Origin of the sequence: Ancylothrix sp. D3o (assembly GCF_025370775.1) — a bacterium.
Classification (GTDB): Bacteria; Cyanobacteriota; Cyanobacteriia; order Cyanobacteriales; family Oscillatoriaceae; genus Ancylothrix.
Map to the genome: position 1 here is coordinate 588,930 of NZ_JAMXEX010000001.1, position 18,836 is coordinate 607,765.

The window sequence follows — 18,836 nt, forward strand, 5'->3', positions numbered from 1 at the left end:
TCATCACCAGACAATCCCACCACGTTCAATTTATTTTGTGTGAGGAACGCAGATGAGCCTAGAATACCCAAATGATTTGAAATACCTCGACACCCACGAATATGCCCGCTTAGATGGAGAAATTGCCACCCTTGGCATCAGCGCCTTTGCAGTTGATCAACTAGGCGATATAGTATTCTTGGAAGTCCCAGACATCGGCGAAGCAATCAGCAAAGGCGAAAGTTTTGGCACCATCGAGTCAGTCAAAGCCGTTGAAGATTTAAAATCACCAATCACCGGCACCGTTATTGAACGAAACACCGAAACCATCGACAACCCCGAAAAACTCGGCGAAGATCCTTACGGAGAAGGCTGGTTGATTAAAGTCCGCGTAAACGATCCTGCTGAAATCAACGAAGCCATGACTGCTGATGAATATCGCGCCCTAGTAGAAGGCGAATAAAAATACGGTGGGCGCGAGCCCACCTAAACGCCCCAGCTTAATGCAAATTAAATGAAATTTTCTCCGTATTTGTCCCAAACTGCCGATAATTGTTACAAAATAATAAGCCTGCGGACTAACTAACCACTTCTATGCCTAACCTAATGAATCCCCAACAAGCCCTTACTCAGCAAAGCCAACAAACCAGCCCCAACGCCATAAAAAACTATGGCTTTGCCCGCCGGCACATTGGCCCAAACAGCGCCGAAATTCAAAAAATGCTGGAAGTCTTGGGACTGCAAAGCCTAGACGACCTCATTGAAAAAACAGTACCCTCAACAATTAAACTGCAACAACCCTTACAACTTCCCCAAGCCCGCAGCGAACAACAAGCCTTAAAAGCACTCAAACAAATTGCCAGTAAAAATCAAATATTCCGCTCATTTATTGGCATGGGATATTATGACTGCATCACGCCGCCGGTTATCCAAAGAAACATCCTAGAAAACCCTGGCTGGTACACAGCATACACCCCCTATCAAGCCGAAATAGCCCAAGGCCGGCTCGAAGCATTGCTCAACTTTCAAACCATGATAATTGAGCTAACCGGCCTCGAAATAGCCAACGCCTCCCTACTTGATGAAGGTACCGCCGCCGCCGAAGCAATGAGCATGAGTTATGGAGTCTCAAAAAGCAAAGCAAAAGCCTTTTTTATCTCCAAAGATTGCCATCCTCAAACCCTCGAAGTCGTCCAAACTCGCGCCATCCCCCTAGGAATAGAACTGATCATTGGCGACCATCAAACTTTTGATTTCAGCACCCCAATTTTTGGAGCATTGCTGCAATATCCCGCCAGCGATGGAGTAATTTATGACTATCGAAACTTCATCGAAAAAGCCCATCAAAATAACGCCCTCGTCACCGTCGCCGCCGATATTTTAAGCCTTTGTTTACTCACACCCCCCGGCGAATTTGGCGCAGATATTGCCGTAGGAAGCACACAACGCTTTGGTGTACCCCTTGGATATGGGGGGCCCCACGCCGCTTATTTTGCCACAAAAGAAGCCTATAAAAGACAAGTTCCGGGGCGTATTGTTGGCGTTTCAAAAGATAGCAATGGCAAACCGGCCCTCCGTTTAGCCCTCCAAACCCGCGAACAACATATCCGCCGCGAAAAAGCCACCAGTAATATTTGCACAGCCCAAGTTTTACTAGCAGTAATGGCCAGTATGTATGCCGTTTATCACGGGCCCACCGGCATCAAACAAATAGCAGAGCAAGTCCACCACTTAACGGTAATTTTAGGCGAAGGCTTGAAAAAACTCGGCTACAAATTGAATTCAGAATTATTTTTTGATACCCTGCGGGTGGAATTGTCAGAAAAATCGCTGCAAGATATCATCAAAACCGCCGAAAAAAACAACATCAATTTACGAGCTATTGATGATAAAACCGTCGGCATTTCCCTAGATGAAACTACCACCATTGAAGATATCAAAGATTTGTGGCATATCTTCGCCGCCAGCGATACTCTACCCTTCAATCTCGAAGACTTAAAAACCCAATCCCCCATCAGCAATTCCCTAGCGCGGACAAGCAATTATCTCACCCATCCGGTTTTCAACCGCTATCATTCTGAGTCGCAATTGTTGCGATATTTGCATCAATTAGAAAGCAAAGATTTATCGTTAACAACTTCGATGATTCCGTTGGGTTCTTGTACAATGAAACTCAACGCCACAGCAGAAATGATGCCGGTGAGTTGGCCGGAGTTTGCAAAAATTCATCCTTTTGCTCCAACTTCGCAAACCTTGGGTTATCAAATTATGTTTCACCAGCTAGAAGAATGGCTGGCAGAAATCACCGGCTTTGCAGGAATTTCTTTACAACCAAATGCCGGTTCTCAAGGCGAATATGCTGGATTATTGGTGATTCGGCAATATCATCAAAATCGCGGTGAAGCGCATCGCAATATTTGTTTAATTCCGCAGTCTGCACACGGAACAAACCCCGCCAGTGCAGTTATGTGTGGCATGAAAGTAGTGCCGGTGGAATGCGATCTCCAGGGAAATATTGACCTCAAAGACCTCAAAGCAAAAGCCGAAAAACACAGTCAAGAATTAGCCGCTTTGATGGTAACTTATCCATCAACTCATGGCGTTTTTGAAGCAGAAATCAAGCAAATTTGCGAGATTATTCACCAAAACGGCGGACAAGTTTATATGGATGGGGCAAATATGAATGCACAGGTTGGTTTATGCCGGCCTGGTGATTTTGGGGCGGATGTTTGCCACCTCAATTTACACAAAACTTTCTGCATTCCGCATGGTGGTGGCGGGCCCGGAATGGGGCCCATTGGCGTTGCCGAACATTTGCTGCCTTTTCTACCCGGACATTCAGTGGTGAAATTAGGCGAAAAAGCAAATATTGGGGCTGTTTCTGCGGCACCTTGGGGAAGTGCAAGTATTTTGCCGATATCTTGGATGTATATCGCCATGATGGGGGGAGAGGCGTTAACTCATGCCACTAAAATTGCAATTTTGAATGCAAATTATATGGCTCGCCGGCTGGCAGATTATTACCCTGTTTTGTACAAGGGAAATGGCGGTTTTGTTGCTCACGAGTGTATTTTAGATTTGCGGGGAGTCAAAAAATCTGCCGGAATTGAAGTCGAAGATATTGCGAAACGATTGATGGATTATGGATTTCATGCACCAACGGTTTCTTGGCCGGTTGCCGGTACCGTAATGGTGGAACCAACCGAAAGCGAATCCCTCGAAGAATTGGATCGTTTTTGTGATGCCATGATTGCAATTCGTGAAGAAATTAGCGAGATAGAAAGCGGCACAATTAATGCCGAAAATAACACGCTGAAAAATGCACCCCATACGGCAGAAAGCTTGATGTTTTCTGAGTGGAACCGGCCTTATTCTCGTGAACAAGCAGCCTATCCCGCACCTTGGACGCGAGAATATAAATTCTGGCCGGCTGTAGGACGAATTGATAATGCTTTTGGTGACAGAAATTTTGTTTGCTCTTGTTTGCCAATGGAGGCTTATTCGAGTTAACTAAACCCCTAGACATTGTGGGGCCGGCATCTTGCCGGCCTCCTCTTCAAAAAAGCAAAGTACCGCCTCAAAGACGTAAGGCGCGGAACGTCTCTACATCTGCATTTATCTGCGTAGCGCTACGCGCGGCTACGCCTAACATCTGCGGTTCAAAAAACCCCCCAACAATCGGTGGTATAAACACCTAAATATCGCTAGATTAATCCCCAATAAAACCGGCCTCCTTTCCCTGAAAAACTTTCGCCAACTGCAAAGCATTAAGTTGAGCTTGCGCTTTTTGTAACGACTCACGCCACTCTTTTTCAGGCTCACTATCCGCCACAATACCGGCCCCAACTTGCCCCCAAACCATAGCCTTTTCAGAATTGGCATTTTTGCTATATAAAAGCGTCCGAATAAAAATATTTAAATCCAGGTTTCCCCGCCAGTCTAAATACCCACAGGAACCATAAAACAAATTACGCTTCACCGGCTCCAATTCTTCGATAATTTCCATACAGCGCACCTTCGGACAGCCGGTAATCGTACCCCCCGGAAACACACCCTTAATTAAATCAATTGCATCATAATTTTCTCCCAAAGTCCCCACCACATTACTAACCAAGTGCATCACATGACTGTAACGTTCAATTGTCAAAAACTCATCAACTTTCACAGACCCCCACTCGCAAACTCTGCCAATATCATTACGCTCTAAATCAACTAACATAATATGCTCAGCACGTTCTTTAATATTACTCAGCAACTCTTGCGCTAAAGCCTCATCCTGTGGGGGTGTTGTCCCCCGCGCTCGCGTGCCGGCAATCGGTCGAGTTTGTACTTTATTTCCCCTTAATTCAATTAATCTTTCAGGAGAACAGCTAATAATTGCCCCCCAGGGAGTTTGCCAATAACTTGCAAACGGAGACGGATTAATATGTTGCAAAGCTTGATAAATTGCCCAGCTATCAAAACTCGTTTGCGTCTCAAACCGCAAAGACAAATTTGTTTGAAAAATATCTCCCGCTTGAATATATTTTTTAGCTTGTCGCACCGCCGCTTCATAGTCCGCCTGCGACATTTGAAAAATTGGCTGATCCGCTGTTTCGTCAGGCTTTGATGTTAAGAAGACAGCTTTTTCTTGCACTTCTTCCAGCCGTTTTTCCATAACATCAAGCTCAGCAACCTCGTTCGCCGCTAACCACAACACTTGCTCTTGATGATCCAGCACTGCAAAACATTCGGGCTCGTACCAATACGCCACAGGAAAAGGCAAAGGATCGGCGTTAATTTGGGGTAATTTTTCAATTTCCCAAGCCAAATCATAACCCAACCATCCCAACCACCCACCGGTAAAAGGCAAGTCTGGAGGCAAAATTGATGGCGTTTCCGGGGGGTTTTGAGAAGAGAAAAGCCGGCGTAAAAAAGGCAAAATTTCACCGATGGCCGGTGTCCATACTTGCCACCTCCCGTCAACACAGCGAGGCGAACCGGCACAAATCGAATATCTTGATAACGTGCTTTGATCAGGCGTATTTGGACTTTCTAAAAGTGTGGCTATATTATGGTTTGTAGCATTTAAAAATAAAGCTTGAAAAATTTGTGAACCACTGCGGGAATTTAAAGGCAGTTTTCGCCAGTGCAAAGCCGAAACAGTCTGCCGAATTGATAGCTTTTCATTTAATAAATCACTGCTCAGCATTGCCTTAATTCCTAAACCATGAAAAAAGCTTGTTCTTTTTTGACCAAATCGACCCGCAATGTTAGCCATTGTTGGTTTTATTGCCGACTCAACCCAAAAAAGCCCCTGTACAGCTAATGGTACAGGAGCATAGGGTATTTTACGCTATCCGGTGCCGGTCTGTAGCTCATCTCATTGCTCACACCGGCTCAGCTACTTTTTTATACCCTTAGATAGATTGTCTTAAAAGCTTGTGTTCTGATAATACGAAAAAGCCCAGACTAGGGAGCGCCGGCTTGGCGTCAAATTCGACACTATTTTATAGTGTGCTTAGAACCCCCAAACAGACCAAAGCCCAACTAAGGTAACCAATGTGGCTTCTGGGAACAAACAATAAACACCCCCGTCTTAAAATTTGGGTTTCAGGAAATTTAGATAAGATTTTCTGAAATTCAGCCAAAATCAATGCTCAATAGTCAGTGCCCATTAGACGGAAGATTCCAGACACATTTATAGTCTAAAACTTCCGATCTTAACCGACGCTATACCGCGTCAAGGTACTGTTTTTTTTTGACATTTTTCAGAATTTTGGCGGCGGATAGTTACCTGTTTTATTCGCTAAGATTGAAAAAAATTCCGTAAACTTACTGATGTTTTTTCAATCAAAATCAATTACAACTAAAGAAGGTTGTTTTTGAAATATTTTTCGATTTAGGGTGTAATTAACTAAATGTATTTCCTTTTTTCTTCCAAGCTTTTGCGCCCCCTTTAACACCTCAAATAAGGTGAAGCTAATCTAAATTAGCTAGAAAGGTGTTGCTTAGACAATGGGTAAGCAAAAAAACCATCAATTTTGTTTCCGAAAAAAATCAGTTTGTTTAATTTTTTGCAGAGGATTTTATGGCCACTAACGTAACAACTACTATCGACCCCCTAACTGGCGCTCCCTTGGCAACTGAAACAGAAGTAATTACTACCGAGCCAATCGTCAAAACAGAAGTAATTACTAGCGAGCCAATCGTCAAAACAGAAGTAATTACTACCGAGCCAATCGTCGAAACAGAAACAACTACTACCGAGCCAATCGTCGAAACAGAAGCAAATACTAGCGATATAATCGTCCAACCAGAAGTACCTACTAACGATCTAATCTTTCAAACTCAAGCTATAGACAACATCAACCCCGACGGAAGCACCCCAACGGGAGAGATGACAATCACCAGCACAGCCGCAGAAATGCAAGCAGGCAGCGGCATGAAAGGTGGCAGCGGCAGCGGTATGAAAGGCGGCAGCGGCAGCGGTATGAAAGGCGGCAGCGGCAAAATCAAAATCGACACCGGCAAACCCAACAAAGCCAACAACGACTACGCCATCACCTGCGAACAACCAAAAGTAAAATACTGCCGAGAAAACTACAGCGAATTGCTGGTTGAATTTTACGGAGTCGGTAGCGTAGAGGAACTCAGCGACAGCCAAATTATTGAATATTTGCAAGGAGAAGGCCGGTTTACCACCGTCATCGGCTTACTTGATGTCACCCTTTATAAACTGTCAAACATTGACCTGCAAGAAGCCGGTTTAACAGACGAACAACTCGTTGAACACTTTGTTAATCATGGTCAATTTGAAGAGCGCACTTTTTCCCTCGTTGTTAACCTAGACATTTATCGCCTCCTCAACAAAGATTTGTCTGGGATGACATCCGACAAAGCCCTTGAACACCTAATGAAAAATGGTGTCAAAGAAGGCCGGCCATTGTCACCCTTTATTGACCTTCAATTTTACGTCAAAGAAAATAAAGACCTCGCCGGCATGACCAATGAACAGGCACTCCAACACCTGCTCAATCACGGCTTCGCAGAAAACCGGCGCTTCTCGCAAATTTGCGACATCAACTTTTACCGAGAAAATCACTCGGACTTGGGCAGCATGAGCGCCCAAGAAGCCCTCATACACTTGGTGAAATACGGCTTAGAAGAAGAGCGCCAATTCTCAGCCTTTATTAACCTCACACATTACCGCAAAGTCCACGCAGACCTATCGGGAATGACCGCCTTTGAAGCTCTCCATCACTTCATGGAATATGGCCTCAAAGAAGCGCGTAGTTTTTCTCCATTAATCGACTTCAAAGCCTACATCCAAACTAACGCCCAAACCCTCTTAAGCGTCTTCAACGTTGAGTCTATCGAAAGCCTCGACTTGGCAAAAGTTTTTGAATTTATGACCGGCGCCGGTTTGCAACAAGGTATTTCTCCCTCCACGATTGTCAGCATCGACTTCTTCACCGGCGGCACCGGCACAGACACCATGACCGGCGGCACCGGCACAGACACCATGACCGGCGACAGTGGTAGCATGACCGGCGACAGCGGTAGCATGACCAGCGACAGCGGTAGCATGACCAGCGACAGCGGTAGCATGACCAGCGACAGCGGTAGCATGACCAGCGACAGCGGCACCGACGACACCGGCACCGACGACGGCGGCACCGACGATATCGGCACAGACACCCTGCCTGGTGGTGGCGGCACAGACACCCTGCCCGGTGGCGGCGGCACAGACACCCTGCCTGGTGGTGGCGGCACAGACACCCTGCCTGGTGGTGGCGACGGCGAACCCATACCGCCGGTATCGCAAGCCACTCCCTACATAAACATCGGTTTCGTTATTTCCGCCAACCTAGAAATACTCAAAGCCCAATTCCCCACCCTTGACCTCGAAAACCCGGAAAACCTGACTCAAGAACAACTCGATCAAATTCAAGCTTACGCAGAAGAAGAAGAACTCAATCCTGCACCGTTTGTTGATGTCAGCCACATTGAAAGCAAACTCACAGACAACGGCATTCGTGCCAAACTTATCGAGGCCGGTTTCACCGAAGCAGAAATTGAAAGTTTCACTTCCGAACAAGCCTCCGAAGCCTTACTACAAATAGGTGAAAGTCCGAGTCGGTTAATTAGCTTTGACTTCCTGCTCAAACAAAACCCCGAACTCGAAACAAAATTCACCGTCAACGGCACCGTAGACTACAAAGCCTTATTTGAATTCGTCAACCAAGAAGGCGCAAAAGAAGGCTATAGCCTCTCCGCATTCTTCAAACCCTCCGGCTTCAAAGCCAAGCACAGCAAAGAACTTGCGGATCACCTGAGCGGAAAATTTGGTGTCACAGTAGACAGCCTCAAAGATAGCGCCAAAGTCAGCGACAAACAAGTGCTAGATGCCGCCGATGACTCAGAAGGCCGCATCGTCAATATTGAGTACGGCTTCTATAAATACGCCGTTCAACTTGCCCAATTCTATCAAACAGAACTAGCCCTGCAAGAAAGCGAATTAACCCTTTCTAACAGCGCCAACCTCGTCGTCAAAATCAAAGCCGCCATCACCGCCGGCACCCTCGACATCGCCGCCATAGAAAAATTCATGTTGGTGTCAGCATCCGACAAAGAATTTGGCACTTGCGAGGTCAATTTCAAAGGACTTATCAAAGACGAAACCATCAAGCTCAAACTCAAAGCTCACTTCTTTGGTAGCGAAACCGTCGCTGATACCGAACTAGAAGGACTCAGCGAAAAACAAATCAAAGAATTTCTCAGCGACAAAGCCTTTGAACTCAAACTCGACCTGAGCCAATACGTTGATGTCGGCTTCTTCAAAGCACAATACGCAGTCCAACTCAAAAACTTCTTCAAACTCGACGACACCACTCTGGCCAGCTTCGATGCCAACAAAATCGCCCGCTTTTTCTTAGATGAAAGCAGCGTTGACATTGACCAAAACTGGATCACCAAGAAATACGGCGAACAAACCACCGCAGAAGGCAAGAAAATCAAAGACCTAGACGATAAAGAACTCAAACTTTATGCTCTGGGCGAAGGATTCGGAACAATCAAGCTATCTGGCTTCAAACTTGACGATATCAAAGTCAAACTTTCCTCTGATGCCAACTACGCCACTCTCAAAACCGAGCTATTAGCAGCCTATGGTGCCACAGCCCTCGAAGAAGTTACCGACGGACAAATAACAGCCTTTATTAAAGGCAACGGTCTGAAGAAAGGACTGGTCAAAAAAGTTGAAGACTTCCTAGATGCCGAAGTCATTACCGAGCTCAAAACCCTCTATAAAAACGAACTGGCTGCGGCCTTTGGAATTGATCTCACCACCAATCCCACCGGCGTCGATACCCTCAGCGCCAGCCTTGTTTTTGACTTCAAACATGGCGGTTTCTCGGAATACTTAGACCTCGATTTCTTCAAAGAATTTGCCAAGACATCGAGCTTACTCAATACTGCCGGTGTTGCAGTCGCCACCTTAACCGATGCTGAACTGCTTAACTACGTCTACACCGAACTTGTCAATCAAGCAGATTTCAGTGTTGATAAACTCTCTGCAATTAAGGTAGAAGCCTTTATCGCCGTCCAAGCAAATGCTGACGCACTCAAAGAATTCTTTGGTGTCGAAGATGTCTCGACAATCGATGTCAAAGCAGTGCAAGATTTCATCCTCACGGAAGCCAAAGAACTTGGTTTGACGGTTGATGCTTCGGTGATTGATGTCCAATATATGCGGGCAACATTTGCCGCCGCCATTGCCGCTTCTCTGAACTTAACCGCTGAGCAAGTTGCTACCGATACCACTGCGGTAACAGACCAACAAATTATCGACTGGTGCGGCACAAACTCCGCAAAAGTTGATACTGATTACATCAGCAGCCAAATCGAAGGTTGGATCGAAGGCGGACAATTAACTGCCGCTGAAGTTGCCGGTTTCTTAGCTGTAGATGCTGCAACATTTGACATCACCAAACTCACCGAGAAGCAAATCATTGACTTGAGTTTCAAAGCCGAATTCAAGACATTACTTGAAACCAAGACTCTTGAATTAGATACCTCAGCAATTGATATCGATGCCTTTATTGAGGCGAACGCCATCAAACTTGCTGATTACTATATAGCTTTAGAAGCTGAAGGCACCGATGACGGCGCAGACGATGGCGTAGACGATGGCACCGATGACGGCGCAGACGATGGCCTAGACGATGGCACCGATGACGGCGTAGACGATGGCCTAGACGATGGCACCGATGACGGCGTAGACGATGGCCTAGACGATGGCACCGGCACACCAATGACCGATGAGGAAAAAATCGCCTTCGCCAAAACGCTATCTGTCCAGCAAGTTATCGACTACATGGGTCACGCCTGGGTAACAGAAGGACTCGATGTCACAGAATTTGTAAACGTTGATTATCTGCGAGCAGAATTCGCAGTAGACCTCGCCAAACACTTCGATGTTTCTATCGATATTGTCAAAGACACCACCCAATTTACCGACGAACTTGTTCTCGACTTTACATTAGGTGGCTTGTCCAAATATATCGACAAAGAATACCTTGAAGAAACAAAATCAATCACCGGCGAAGCTGACTGGCAAATTATCAAAGTTGCCTACGACCAAGACTTAAAAGCTGCCGATGTATCAACCTTTGATGTCGAGACTTATTCTAAGACTTTCCTCAAAGAAATCGCTGAAGCTTTGAAGATTCCTTACGGACAACTCAAGAAACTTGACAAAGAAGAAATTGCCAAGATCCAAGAGTTTGCCTTCAGTGAAGAAGGGTTGCAACTTGCAGAAAATGAAGCGGTTCTCGAAACCACCTACAAAACCGATTACTTCCGTAATCAAGAAGAAGTTGCGGCTAACTTCAATGCCGAAAACGCTTACACCGACAAACCCGAAGCTACCCAGGAATACATGGCGCAAGCTGCTGAGGAAGGTTTAGAAACTTCTGAGGTGATTGATCAAGAGTGGTATCGAACTACCTACGCTGATGATCTGGAAACCAACCAAGCAACCATCGATAAAAATGGCGATGCTCAAATTGATGAAGCCGAACTCAATGACTACATCACCGGCGAAGGTTTGGAGAAAGGAAACAACCCCTCTCAAGCTGTTGACTTCCAGAAATATCGCACCGATTATGCACAAGACTTGCTGACAGAATATAGTGCCACATCAATTGATCAAGTAACCTACGAACAAACCCTAAACTTTATGATGACAACAGGGATAGAAAAAGGTTACTCAACCTCAACGAAGATCATGGATCTTGCTCAGTATGAACAGCAGTACGGTGCAGAGATGGCGAAACAGTTAGGCGTGCAAGTAGGTACCGATTTCTCCTACCAGCAAACCTACGAATTTTCTCTCACTATCGGCGTTCAAATTGGCATCAACCCCTACACCACACCCACCGTGTAATGCCAACTCTCTCAATTTTTGAGAGATAATGTAGGGGCACAGGACTAGCTTTAAAAACCCGGTTTCTTCAAGAAACCGGGTTTTTGCCTAAGTTGAATCTAAAATCTAAAATCCTATGAATTGGGAAACCGGAACTAGCCTACAATCTGGAAAATATCTGATCCAAAAAATATTAGGCCAAGGAGGCTTTGGCATCACTTATCTCGCCAAAGAAACTGCTACCGGCTCATTGGTTGCTATCAAAACCCTCAACGAAAAAGTCAGAAAGAGACCGGACTTTATCCAATGTCAGCAAGATTTTTTGAATGAAGCCCTGCGACTGGCAAAATGCTCTCATCCGTATATTGTAGAGGTGCATGAGCTAATTTTTGAAGAGCCGGTTTGGTGTGTAGTGATGGAATATATCAACGGCATTGATGTAGCAAGTTTGATTCAAGAAGAAGGCATTTTATCCGAATTTCAAGCTTTAGTTTATATTGGGCAAATTGCACAAGCTTTAATATTTGTTCATCATCAAGGGATTCTCCACCGCGATGTTAAACCTCTCAATATTTTAATCACCAACAATCGCACAGAAGCTCGATTAATTGATTTTGGCCTTGCTCGTAAATTTACACCGAATTTAACCCAAACTCATACAGAATATACTTCCGAAGGATTTTCGCCGCTCGAACAATATGATAAACGTGCTCTACGCGGTGCCTATACCGATGTTTATGGTTTAGCCGCCACACTTTATGGAATGCTAACCGGCAAAGCACCTAAACCCGCTCTCAAGCGATATCGCAGCTTTTCTCAATATCAAGAAGACCCTTTAGTTCCTCCAAAAAAACTCAATCATTTAATATCTCAACAAGTTAACGATGCCATCCTTAAAGGCATGGCTTTAGAACCTCAAAATCGTCCTAACTCGATTTCAAATTGGTTAAAATTGTTAGACTTAGATATAAAATTTAACCCTAATTATGCAGTTCAAGAAATGCCGGCCCTACCAACAGCAGAATGGAGTTCAGCCACCGGCATAGATTACTCAAAATTACGCGACTTATTAGCAGCCGGCAATTGGCAAGAAGCCGACCGAGAAACCGGCAACCTCATGCTATTAATTTGCGGCAGAGAAAAAGAAGGAAAACTGAATATAGACGACTTGCAAAATTTTCCTCAGCGAGACTTACTAACGCTTGATAATTTGTGGAGAGAATACAGTCTAGGACGGTTCGGGTTTAGCATCCAAGGCAAACTTTGGCAAAAAATTAACGGAAAATATGAAGATTTTTGTAACTTAATTGGATGGCGAAAAAAATTCGCTACCCTGCCTTACAATCAACTCATATTTAATATTACAGCCCCCCAAGGACATTTACCCACATGGGGCCGGCGCGGTCAATTATGGCCTCATTTAGCCGCAAAAATTCTTGATTTGCTCAAGGACGAAGACTAATCACAAATCACTAAACTAAAATGGTAGAAACGCAATCAAAGCTGAGCTATGACACCGGAACCAAACCTTAGAGATTCCAAAACAACCCCCGAACATACCAACGGTGCCACACCCATCACACCATCACCACCGGCACCGCCAGCCCCCCCCGAACCCCCGCAAAATACACAAATTACCCTGACTTCCCAAACCCCCCAAAGCGTTTGGAAAGCCAACCCCATCTATGTTGTGATCGCGGCACTTGCCACTATGGGTGCCGGTTTACTGCTAAATAACAGCTTAATAGGAATCGCCGGCGCTTTCATTACACTTGTCGTTTCTCTATTAATTCTGTTGCCTTGGTTTATCTCTTTTTTAGATACCTATATACCCCTAGTAGATCGCCTCAGAATTTTTGCCGCTTTGGCTATTATCTCTGCTCTTTTAGGCTTATTTAGATTTTTTGGAATCTACAAAAAGCTGACAATTTTGGCAAATCAAATTCACTGGGATGCCTTTGGAAGCTTAGCAGAATGGACAGGAGCAGTAGGGCAAATTTTTATTGCAATTTTAGCCGTTTATATTGCTTGGCAACAATACGTTATTTCCCGCGACCTCACCTTAGAACAAAACCGCCTCACCAGCCAACAAAATATCCTCACCCAACAGCAAACAATTGATGCCTATTTTCAAGGCATTTCTGATTTAGCCTTAGATGACGAAGGCTTATTAGAAGATTGGCCGCAAGAACGCTCATTTTGTGAAGGACGCACCGCCGCAATTCTTGCTAGTGTCGATGCTGCCGGGAAAGCGAAAGTTTTACGATTTTTATCTCAATCTCGACTTTTAACACCGCTCAAACGTGACCGTCATTTAGGCCGGCCCATTCTTAACGGCAATGGCAGTTATGAAGAAGATCGTGATAACGGTGTCCGAGTTATTGATATAGGAATAATGCTTGCCGGTTCCGATCTTTCCGGCACCGATCTACGCTGGACAGAATTAAGCGATGCAAACTTAATTCGAGCGAATTTAAGCCGATCAGATTTAGTAAAAGCCAATCTTTCCCGCACAATTTTATATGAAGCCTCTTTAGCCGGTGCAGATATTAAAGCAGCGCGTTTTTTCTATGGTTCTGCTGAAAATGCCACACCCCGCAGTCGCACAGAAATTCCCGACTATAAAACCGGCCACAACACCGGCGCCGTAGTCGAAGGAGCCGATTTTTCTAATGTACAGCGCATGGATGAAGAACAACGTTATTATTGTTGCTGTTGGGGAGGTTCAAAAACTAGAGAAACTATCCCCGGTGGATGTAACGGCATACCCAACAAAATAGGCCGGTGAACAACTATTCTAAAAAACCCAGTTTCTTAAAGAAACCGGGTTTTTAGCCTTCCCCGTTAGTAGTAAACAAAAACAAAAAAGAGCCGGATAATTCCCCTCTGCTTACCAAATTGCCAATCATTCCTCCACTGGCAAAGTCCCGCGCCGCTTGCGAGCTTCCATTGCTTTTTCTAACATCACCAACAGTCCGGGGGCTTCTTCTTGAAGAGTCAAAAGCAATCTTTCTCCCATATCTTCATCCCCCGGATCTTCCCCCGTTTCCATCACCTCTTTAAGACGAGGCATAGCCACATCATCGACAATTTGAACCAACCCACTTAAACAGCGATTAAATTGCCGTTCTGTTAAAAGCGAATCTTCCAGCGGAAACTCAATAATCGCCCTAATTTCCCCATCCGAGGGGTCATATTCCCATTGCAGCATTTTTGTTTCCCAAGAAATGCAAAGCATTGTCTGCAAAATGGCATCTTTGTGTTCGTGATCTTGAACGCCGGTTAAAACTTGCGGCGCAAATAATTTAAAAAATTCTCCATCTTCATCTAGCTGAATCACAATAAGAAAATTCTCTAAATTTTCTGCATAAACTCCTGTAATAATTCGGTTATTTTCTTCGTCTACTTCATATTTCCACCCCCGGTTATCTAAAAAAGTAGAAATTTGCTCAAGTGTCGCTGCCATAGGTTCCTCCTCTATAAAAACTCGCTTTCAAGACCAGGTTTTTTCAAAACAACTTCAACCACCTTACCGGAAATAAAAAAACCATTTTCAACTTTAAAACCTCCTTTACATCGCTCATTAACGATTTTCAAAAAGACCTCAAATTTATCAAATGGTATTCGGCTGAGAATGATAAAGTTTGACCGCTTTCCCTGGGTATATTTAATCATTCAATTATACCAGATACCCGATAAGGGAAAGTTCTTAATATTAAATAAAGAATAGGCGGAAGAAAAGATTAGCGGGCCTCAATAAGACTCCAAACCCATCACCGAGAAAATTGATAGCTGAGGTTTTAGGATTCTGTCTTTTTGTCAACCCTCCACAGCAACCGTAAGACCAGTTTGGGCAGACCGGCTCGCCGCATCAGCCACCTTCAGCGTATAAAGACTCGCCTGGGGAGTCACATATAAAGGAGTCCCCTCTAAAAGAAAATCAATCACCATTTGGGTATCTTTAGCAAAAGAACCACGTTTCGGCCCAACTTCCACCGGCTCGACAACTTCAGAGCGCAGCAAACGTCCCTCATCCCCCTCAAAAACCAGTAACCCAGCATCCCCATACACTTCAAACTTACGCTCAGGGCAAGAGAAAGTTTCACCTTTACCATAAACCACCTCCGCCACCACCCCAGACACAAAACGCAATTGAGCAGTACACAGACAAGCCCTAAAAAATCCCGGTTGGGGAGCATTCCAATAGCGCGTTTCACAGCTAACGGTGCTCACCTTGCCAAATAAATCCGTAAGCCGGTGTAAACGAGAAAGCGCCCCCGTCAGCGGAAACCCAAACAGATCCGACTGATAACTCCATGAAGCGGGAGCCGGTTTTTTCGGGCTCACCGTAATATAACGAGAGTAAAAAACCTCACCCACCAAAGGCATTACCTTACGCAAAGCTTGGTGAACACCGCCAATTAATTCAATATGTTCGACGTGCAGAAGCAAGCCTAAACTTTCCGACAAAGCAATCAAAGACTCAGCCTCAGCCACAGAAAAAGACAAAGGATACTCAACGACAACGTGCTTACCAGCAAGCAAAGCAGCACGAGCAATCAAATCGTGATCGCGGCTAATCGTCGAAATGATCACCAAATCCAAATCCTCACGCTCCACCAACCGGCGCCAAGAAACCTCCGCCAAAGCGTTATATGTTTGACTAAAAACCTCAGTTTTTTCTGGCGTATGACCGGCCACAGCCACTAACTGCGCCCGTGATTCAGCAGCCATTGCTTCCGCCCGCAATTTCGCAGCATAACCCGTTCCCACCAAGCCCACCCGAACCGGGCAAACCAGAGATTTATTTGTAGTTGCAACCGCCTGAGTCACCTTTAAACCTTTGAAATACAACCTATTGACTTGATAGTACCGCAGTCAAGATGCCCCCTTAACCGGCACCTTCAGGCGGCGTTGGGCCATTAACTATAAGCAATCAGGATGAAATTAGAAATTTTTATAATAAATTTTATTGAAAATATCTTGTCATTCGATGTTGCAGCGTTGGTTTTTTCCCGTACTATCAAAAACAGGAAGAACTTATCAGCAAACCGCCAGCGTTATAACGCGGACGGCTTTGCATAATGGAAACTTATCTTTTACGTCGGTTACTTGAGAGGAACACTCCATGCCTAGTTTCAAAGTCCGGTTAATCAGCGAAGCAGAAGGCCTAGATACCACGATTGAAGTCCCCGATGACGAGTACATTTTGGACGCTGCCGAAGAACAAGGTATCGACCTGCCCTACTCCTGCCGCGCCGGTGCCTGCTCTACCTGTGCCGGAAAAATCACCGAAGGTACAGTAGACCAGTCTGATCAATCCTTCTTGGATGACGATCAAATCGAAGCCGGGTACGTCCTGACTTGCGTTGCTTACCCCACCTCTGACTGCACCATTATGACCCACCAAGAAGAGGCTCTCTACTAAACCCCTCCTTCAACCGGGTGGCGTTGAATATAAGAGAGATGAAAATGTAGGGGCAATCACAATAAGATTGCCCCTAAAGGAAGAGTCAAAACTCACTCTTCCTTTTTCAGTTTTCAGTTTTCAGGCGTGACTTTTTCCCAAGGATCGCGCCAAAAAGTCAACTCCTCGCTGAGGGGTTTAAGTTGAGTCCCCGGATAATAAAAACTCAGAATTCGCTCACTTGACCACCCCTGCTGGGCCAGCTTATAAGAGCCGGTTTGACTCATTCCCACACCATGCCCAAAACCGCCGCCAACAAAGGCAAAACCTTTAAGGGTTTTTTTATCGTCTTGATAAACCGGCTCAACATAAAATAACGTACTCCAAGGGGCATAAAAGGCTTTCATCACTTCATCTTTTTCTATCTCAATTGTGCCGGCATTTGTTTGGACACGCATTTTCAGCACACGCCCCGAACTTGACCTCTCTGTGACCTCCATATTTAAAATCGTTTGAAAATTCGCCAGAGAATTTGCCTTTTCTTGTAAATACTCCTTAAAATCCTTATTGAGTTTTTGTAAATTACTTTCTTCCCGCCAGCGAAATAACTCTTGCTCGTCTTCATTAAAGCCTTTTTTCAGATTCATAAACCTGCGGAAATTTGCCTCAGCGCTTAAACTCTGATTTTTTAAATCCCAAACATTCAGCAGCGAATCAATCACCGGCGCTAAATAAGACCGGCCTGGGCCTTTCCAAATATCATTAAACGATGCTGTCACCCCGCCACTCGTCGAATAATACAAAGCATCCACCAACTCCTGATCATAAGTCAGCACTTGTCCCCTCGTTGCCGCTATTGCTCGGTCAGCTTCCCCCCAAGTGCCGGTTAACCCTTTATATACCTGACAATGGGTGTTAGCACACATTTGATAATTATCTACTGCAAATCGGCGCAAATTACGCAAAGCATAAGTACGAGCCAAAATCGCTTGCGCCTCAATCGATGCGTAGGGAGCTTCACCGCCAATTTCGTGCGGCACGACTCCCCGCAGATAAGTTTCCAAAGGAACTTGATTAACTAATGTATAAGTCCCGTAGGCATTCGGCTGAAGCCGCAAACTGCCCGGATAAATCACACTTTTGCGGTTGTCTTCGCTTTGATTGGGTTTCTCTTCGCCTTGCTTGACTTCAATGATGCCGGTAGCGGTGGTAATTTCTGTAATTCCCAAGCTATAACGCTGCTTCCCCACCACCGCACTCACAGCGGGAAGCTGCTGGACAATTTTTGACTCTAAATAAGCATTTGCGTTTCCCTTGGCTTGTAGGCTTTCTAATAACATCCGTCTCAGCAAAGGAGTGCTGTACACATCGCGTTTTGCCCAAACTTGCCAGCGTTTCGGTTGAGCAATTTCTACCTCAATGCCTTTGGCTCTCAACTCGGATGCCGTATTTTCTGCACTTTCAAAACTTCGATAGCTACCCAGGATCAGTTTTTCATCTAAAGCCGGTGTGGGGAGGGTTTGAGGGAGAGCTTCGAGTTTTACCGAAGTGGCTTCAACGGTTTGCAGTTCTCCATTCGCCGCGCTAAAACGCAATGATAATCGGTCTCCGGGGGTGGCTTTGAGGGTGAGTTTATCGTTAGATTTTTCGCCAAATCTTTGTATGACTCCTACTTGTAATTCTACGTCTTGGGATGTTTGGGCGCTTGTGGGTGCCGTGAATAAATTTAGAGAAAAAGAGACGATAACAAAGGCAAATGAGAAGATTGTTGTCTTTGTTGTCGGTCTATTTTTGGTTTTGGGGCGGTGCCGGTGGGGCTTGTTTTGGGGTAAGAATTGGTTAAGGTGTTGCAGCATGGGGAGAAATAAAGGTAAAAAGTCAATGACCGATGGTCAGAATTTAACACCAGATCCTAAGCTTTTTGTCAGCAGTTTGGTATAAGTTCCAAGTGAATACGCCTATTTGTTATCGATTTCTGGCTTATTTTGCACCACAGGCACCGCTAACATTGGCGTTATTGAAAGCGGCATCTTTAGTTAGGGT

Annotated in this window: 10 protein-coding genes; 6 read left to right on the forward strand and 4 right to left on the reverse strand. The window is 45.1% G+C overall.

All coding sequences use genetic code 11. From position 1 onward, the window contains the following. Window positions 1–52 precede the first annotated feature (52 nt). Both gcvH and gcvP read left to right on the forward strand, forming a co-directional pair. Window positions 53–442, forward strand: coding sequence for a glycine cleavage system protein GcvH (gene gcvH / locus NG798_RS02520; protein WP_261220217.1), 390 nt, complete (start codon window positions 53–55; stop codon window positions 440–442). A 131-nt stretch (window positions 443–573) separates the two neighbouring features. Then, the gene (gene gcvP, locus NG798_RS02525) at window positions 574–3,489 is read left to right on the forward strand and encodes an aminomethyl-transferring glycine dehydrogenase (RefSeq protein ID WP_261220218.1); all 2,916 of its coding nucleotides are present in this window, start codon (window positions 574–576) and stop codon (window positions 3,487–3,489) included. 199 nt (window positions 3,490–3,688) lie between these two features. Here gcvP and NG798_RS02530 read toward each other — a convergent pair whose 3' ends face one another. Next, entirely contained in the window at window positions 3,689–5,239 is a 1,551-nt protein-coding gene (locus NG798_RS02530; protein WP_317619545.1) for an anthranilate synthase component I, read from the reverse strand. 810 nt (window positions 5,240–6,049) lie between these two features. Between NG798_RS02530 and NG798_RS02535 the strand changes: the two genes are divergently transcribed. From NG798_RS02535 to NG798_RS02545, 3 genes are all read left to right on the forward strand, one after another. Beyond that, complete coding sequence (locus NG798_RS02535; RefSeq protein ID WP_261220219.1) at window positions 6,050–11,407, forward strand: hypothetical protein; 5,358 nt, start codon at window positions 6,050–6,052, stop codon at window positions 11,405–11,407. A 115-nt stretch (window positions 11,408–11,522) separates the two neighbouring features. Beyond that, window positions 11,523–12,848 carry a serine/threonine-protein kinase gene (locus NG798_RS02540; protein ID WP_261220220.1) on the forward strand — a complete coding sequence of 442 codons (1,326 nt, stop codon included), beginning with the start codon at window positions 11,523–11,525 and terminating at the stop codon, window positions 12,846–12,848. 48 nt (window positions 12,849–12,896) lie between these two features. Then, window positions 12,897–14,174: a pentapeptide repeat-containing protein gene (locus NG798_RS02545; RefSeq protein WP_261220221.1), complete on the forward strand. Its 1,278-nt coding sequence runs from the start codon at window positions 12,897–12,899 to the stop codon at window positions 14,172–14,174. Window positions 14,175–14,291: 117 nt separating this feature from the next. Here the strand turns inward: NG798_RS02545 and NG798_RS02550 are convergent, their stop codons facing one another. Then, window positions 14,292–14,852: a hypothetical protein gene (locus NG798_RS02550; RefSeq protein WP_261220222.1), complete on the reverse strand. Its 561-nt coding sequence runs from the start codon at window positions 14,850–14,852 to the stop codon at window positions 14,292–14,294. A 353-nt stretch (window positions 14,853–15,205) separates the two neighbouring features. Beyond that, the gene (locus tag NG798_RS02555) at window positions 15,206–16,219 is read right to left on the reverse strand and encodes a Gfo/Idh/MocA family protein (RefSeq protein ID WP_261220223.1); all 1,014 of its coding nucleotides are present in this window, start codon (window positions 16,217–16,219) and stop codon (window positions 15,206–15,208) included. A 295-nt stretch (window positions 16,220–16,514) separates the two neighbouring features. Here NG798_RS02555 and NG798_RS02560 point away from each other — a divergent pair, with 295 nt between their 5' ends. After that, the gene (locus NG798_RS02560; RefSeq protein WP_261220224.1) at window positions 16,515–16,814 is read left to right on the forward strand and encodes a ferredoxin; all 300 of its coding nucleotides are present in this window, start codon (window positions 16,515–16,517) and stop codon (window positions 16,812–16,814) included. 113 nt (window positions 16,815–16,927) lie between these two features. Here NG798_RS02560 and NG798_RS02565 read toward each other — a convergent pair whose 3' ends face one another. Next, a complete protein-coding gene (locus tag NG798_RS02565) occupies window positions 16,928–18,649 on the reverse strand; it encodes a SpoIID/LytB domain-containing protein (RefSeq protein WP_261220225.1) in 1,722 nt (573 codons plus the stop codon). Window positions 18,650–18,836: the final 187 nt, after the last annotated feature.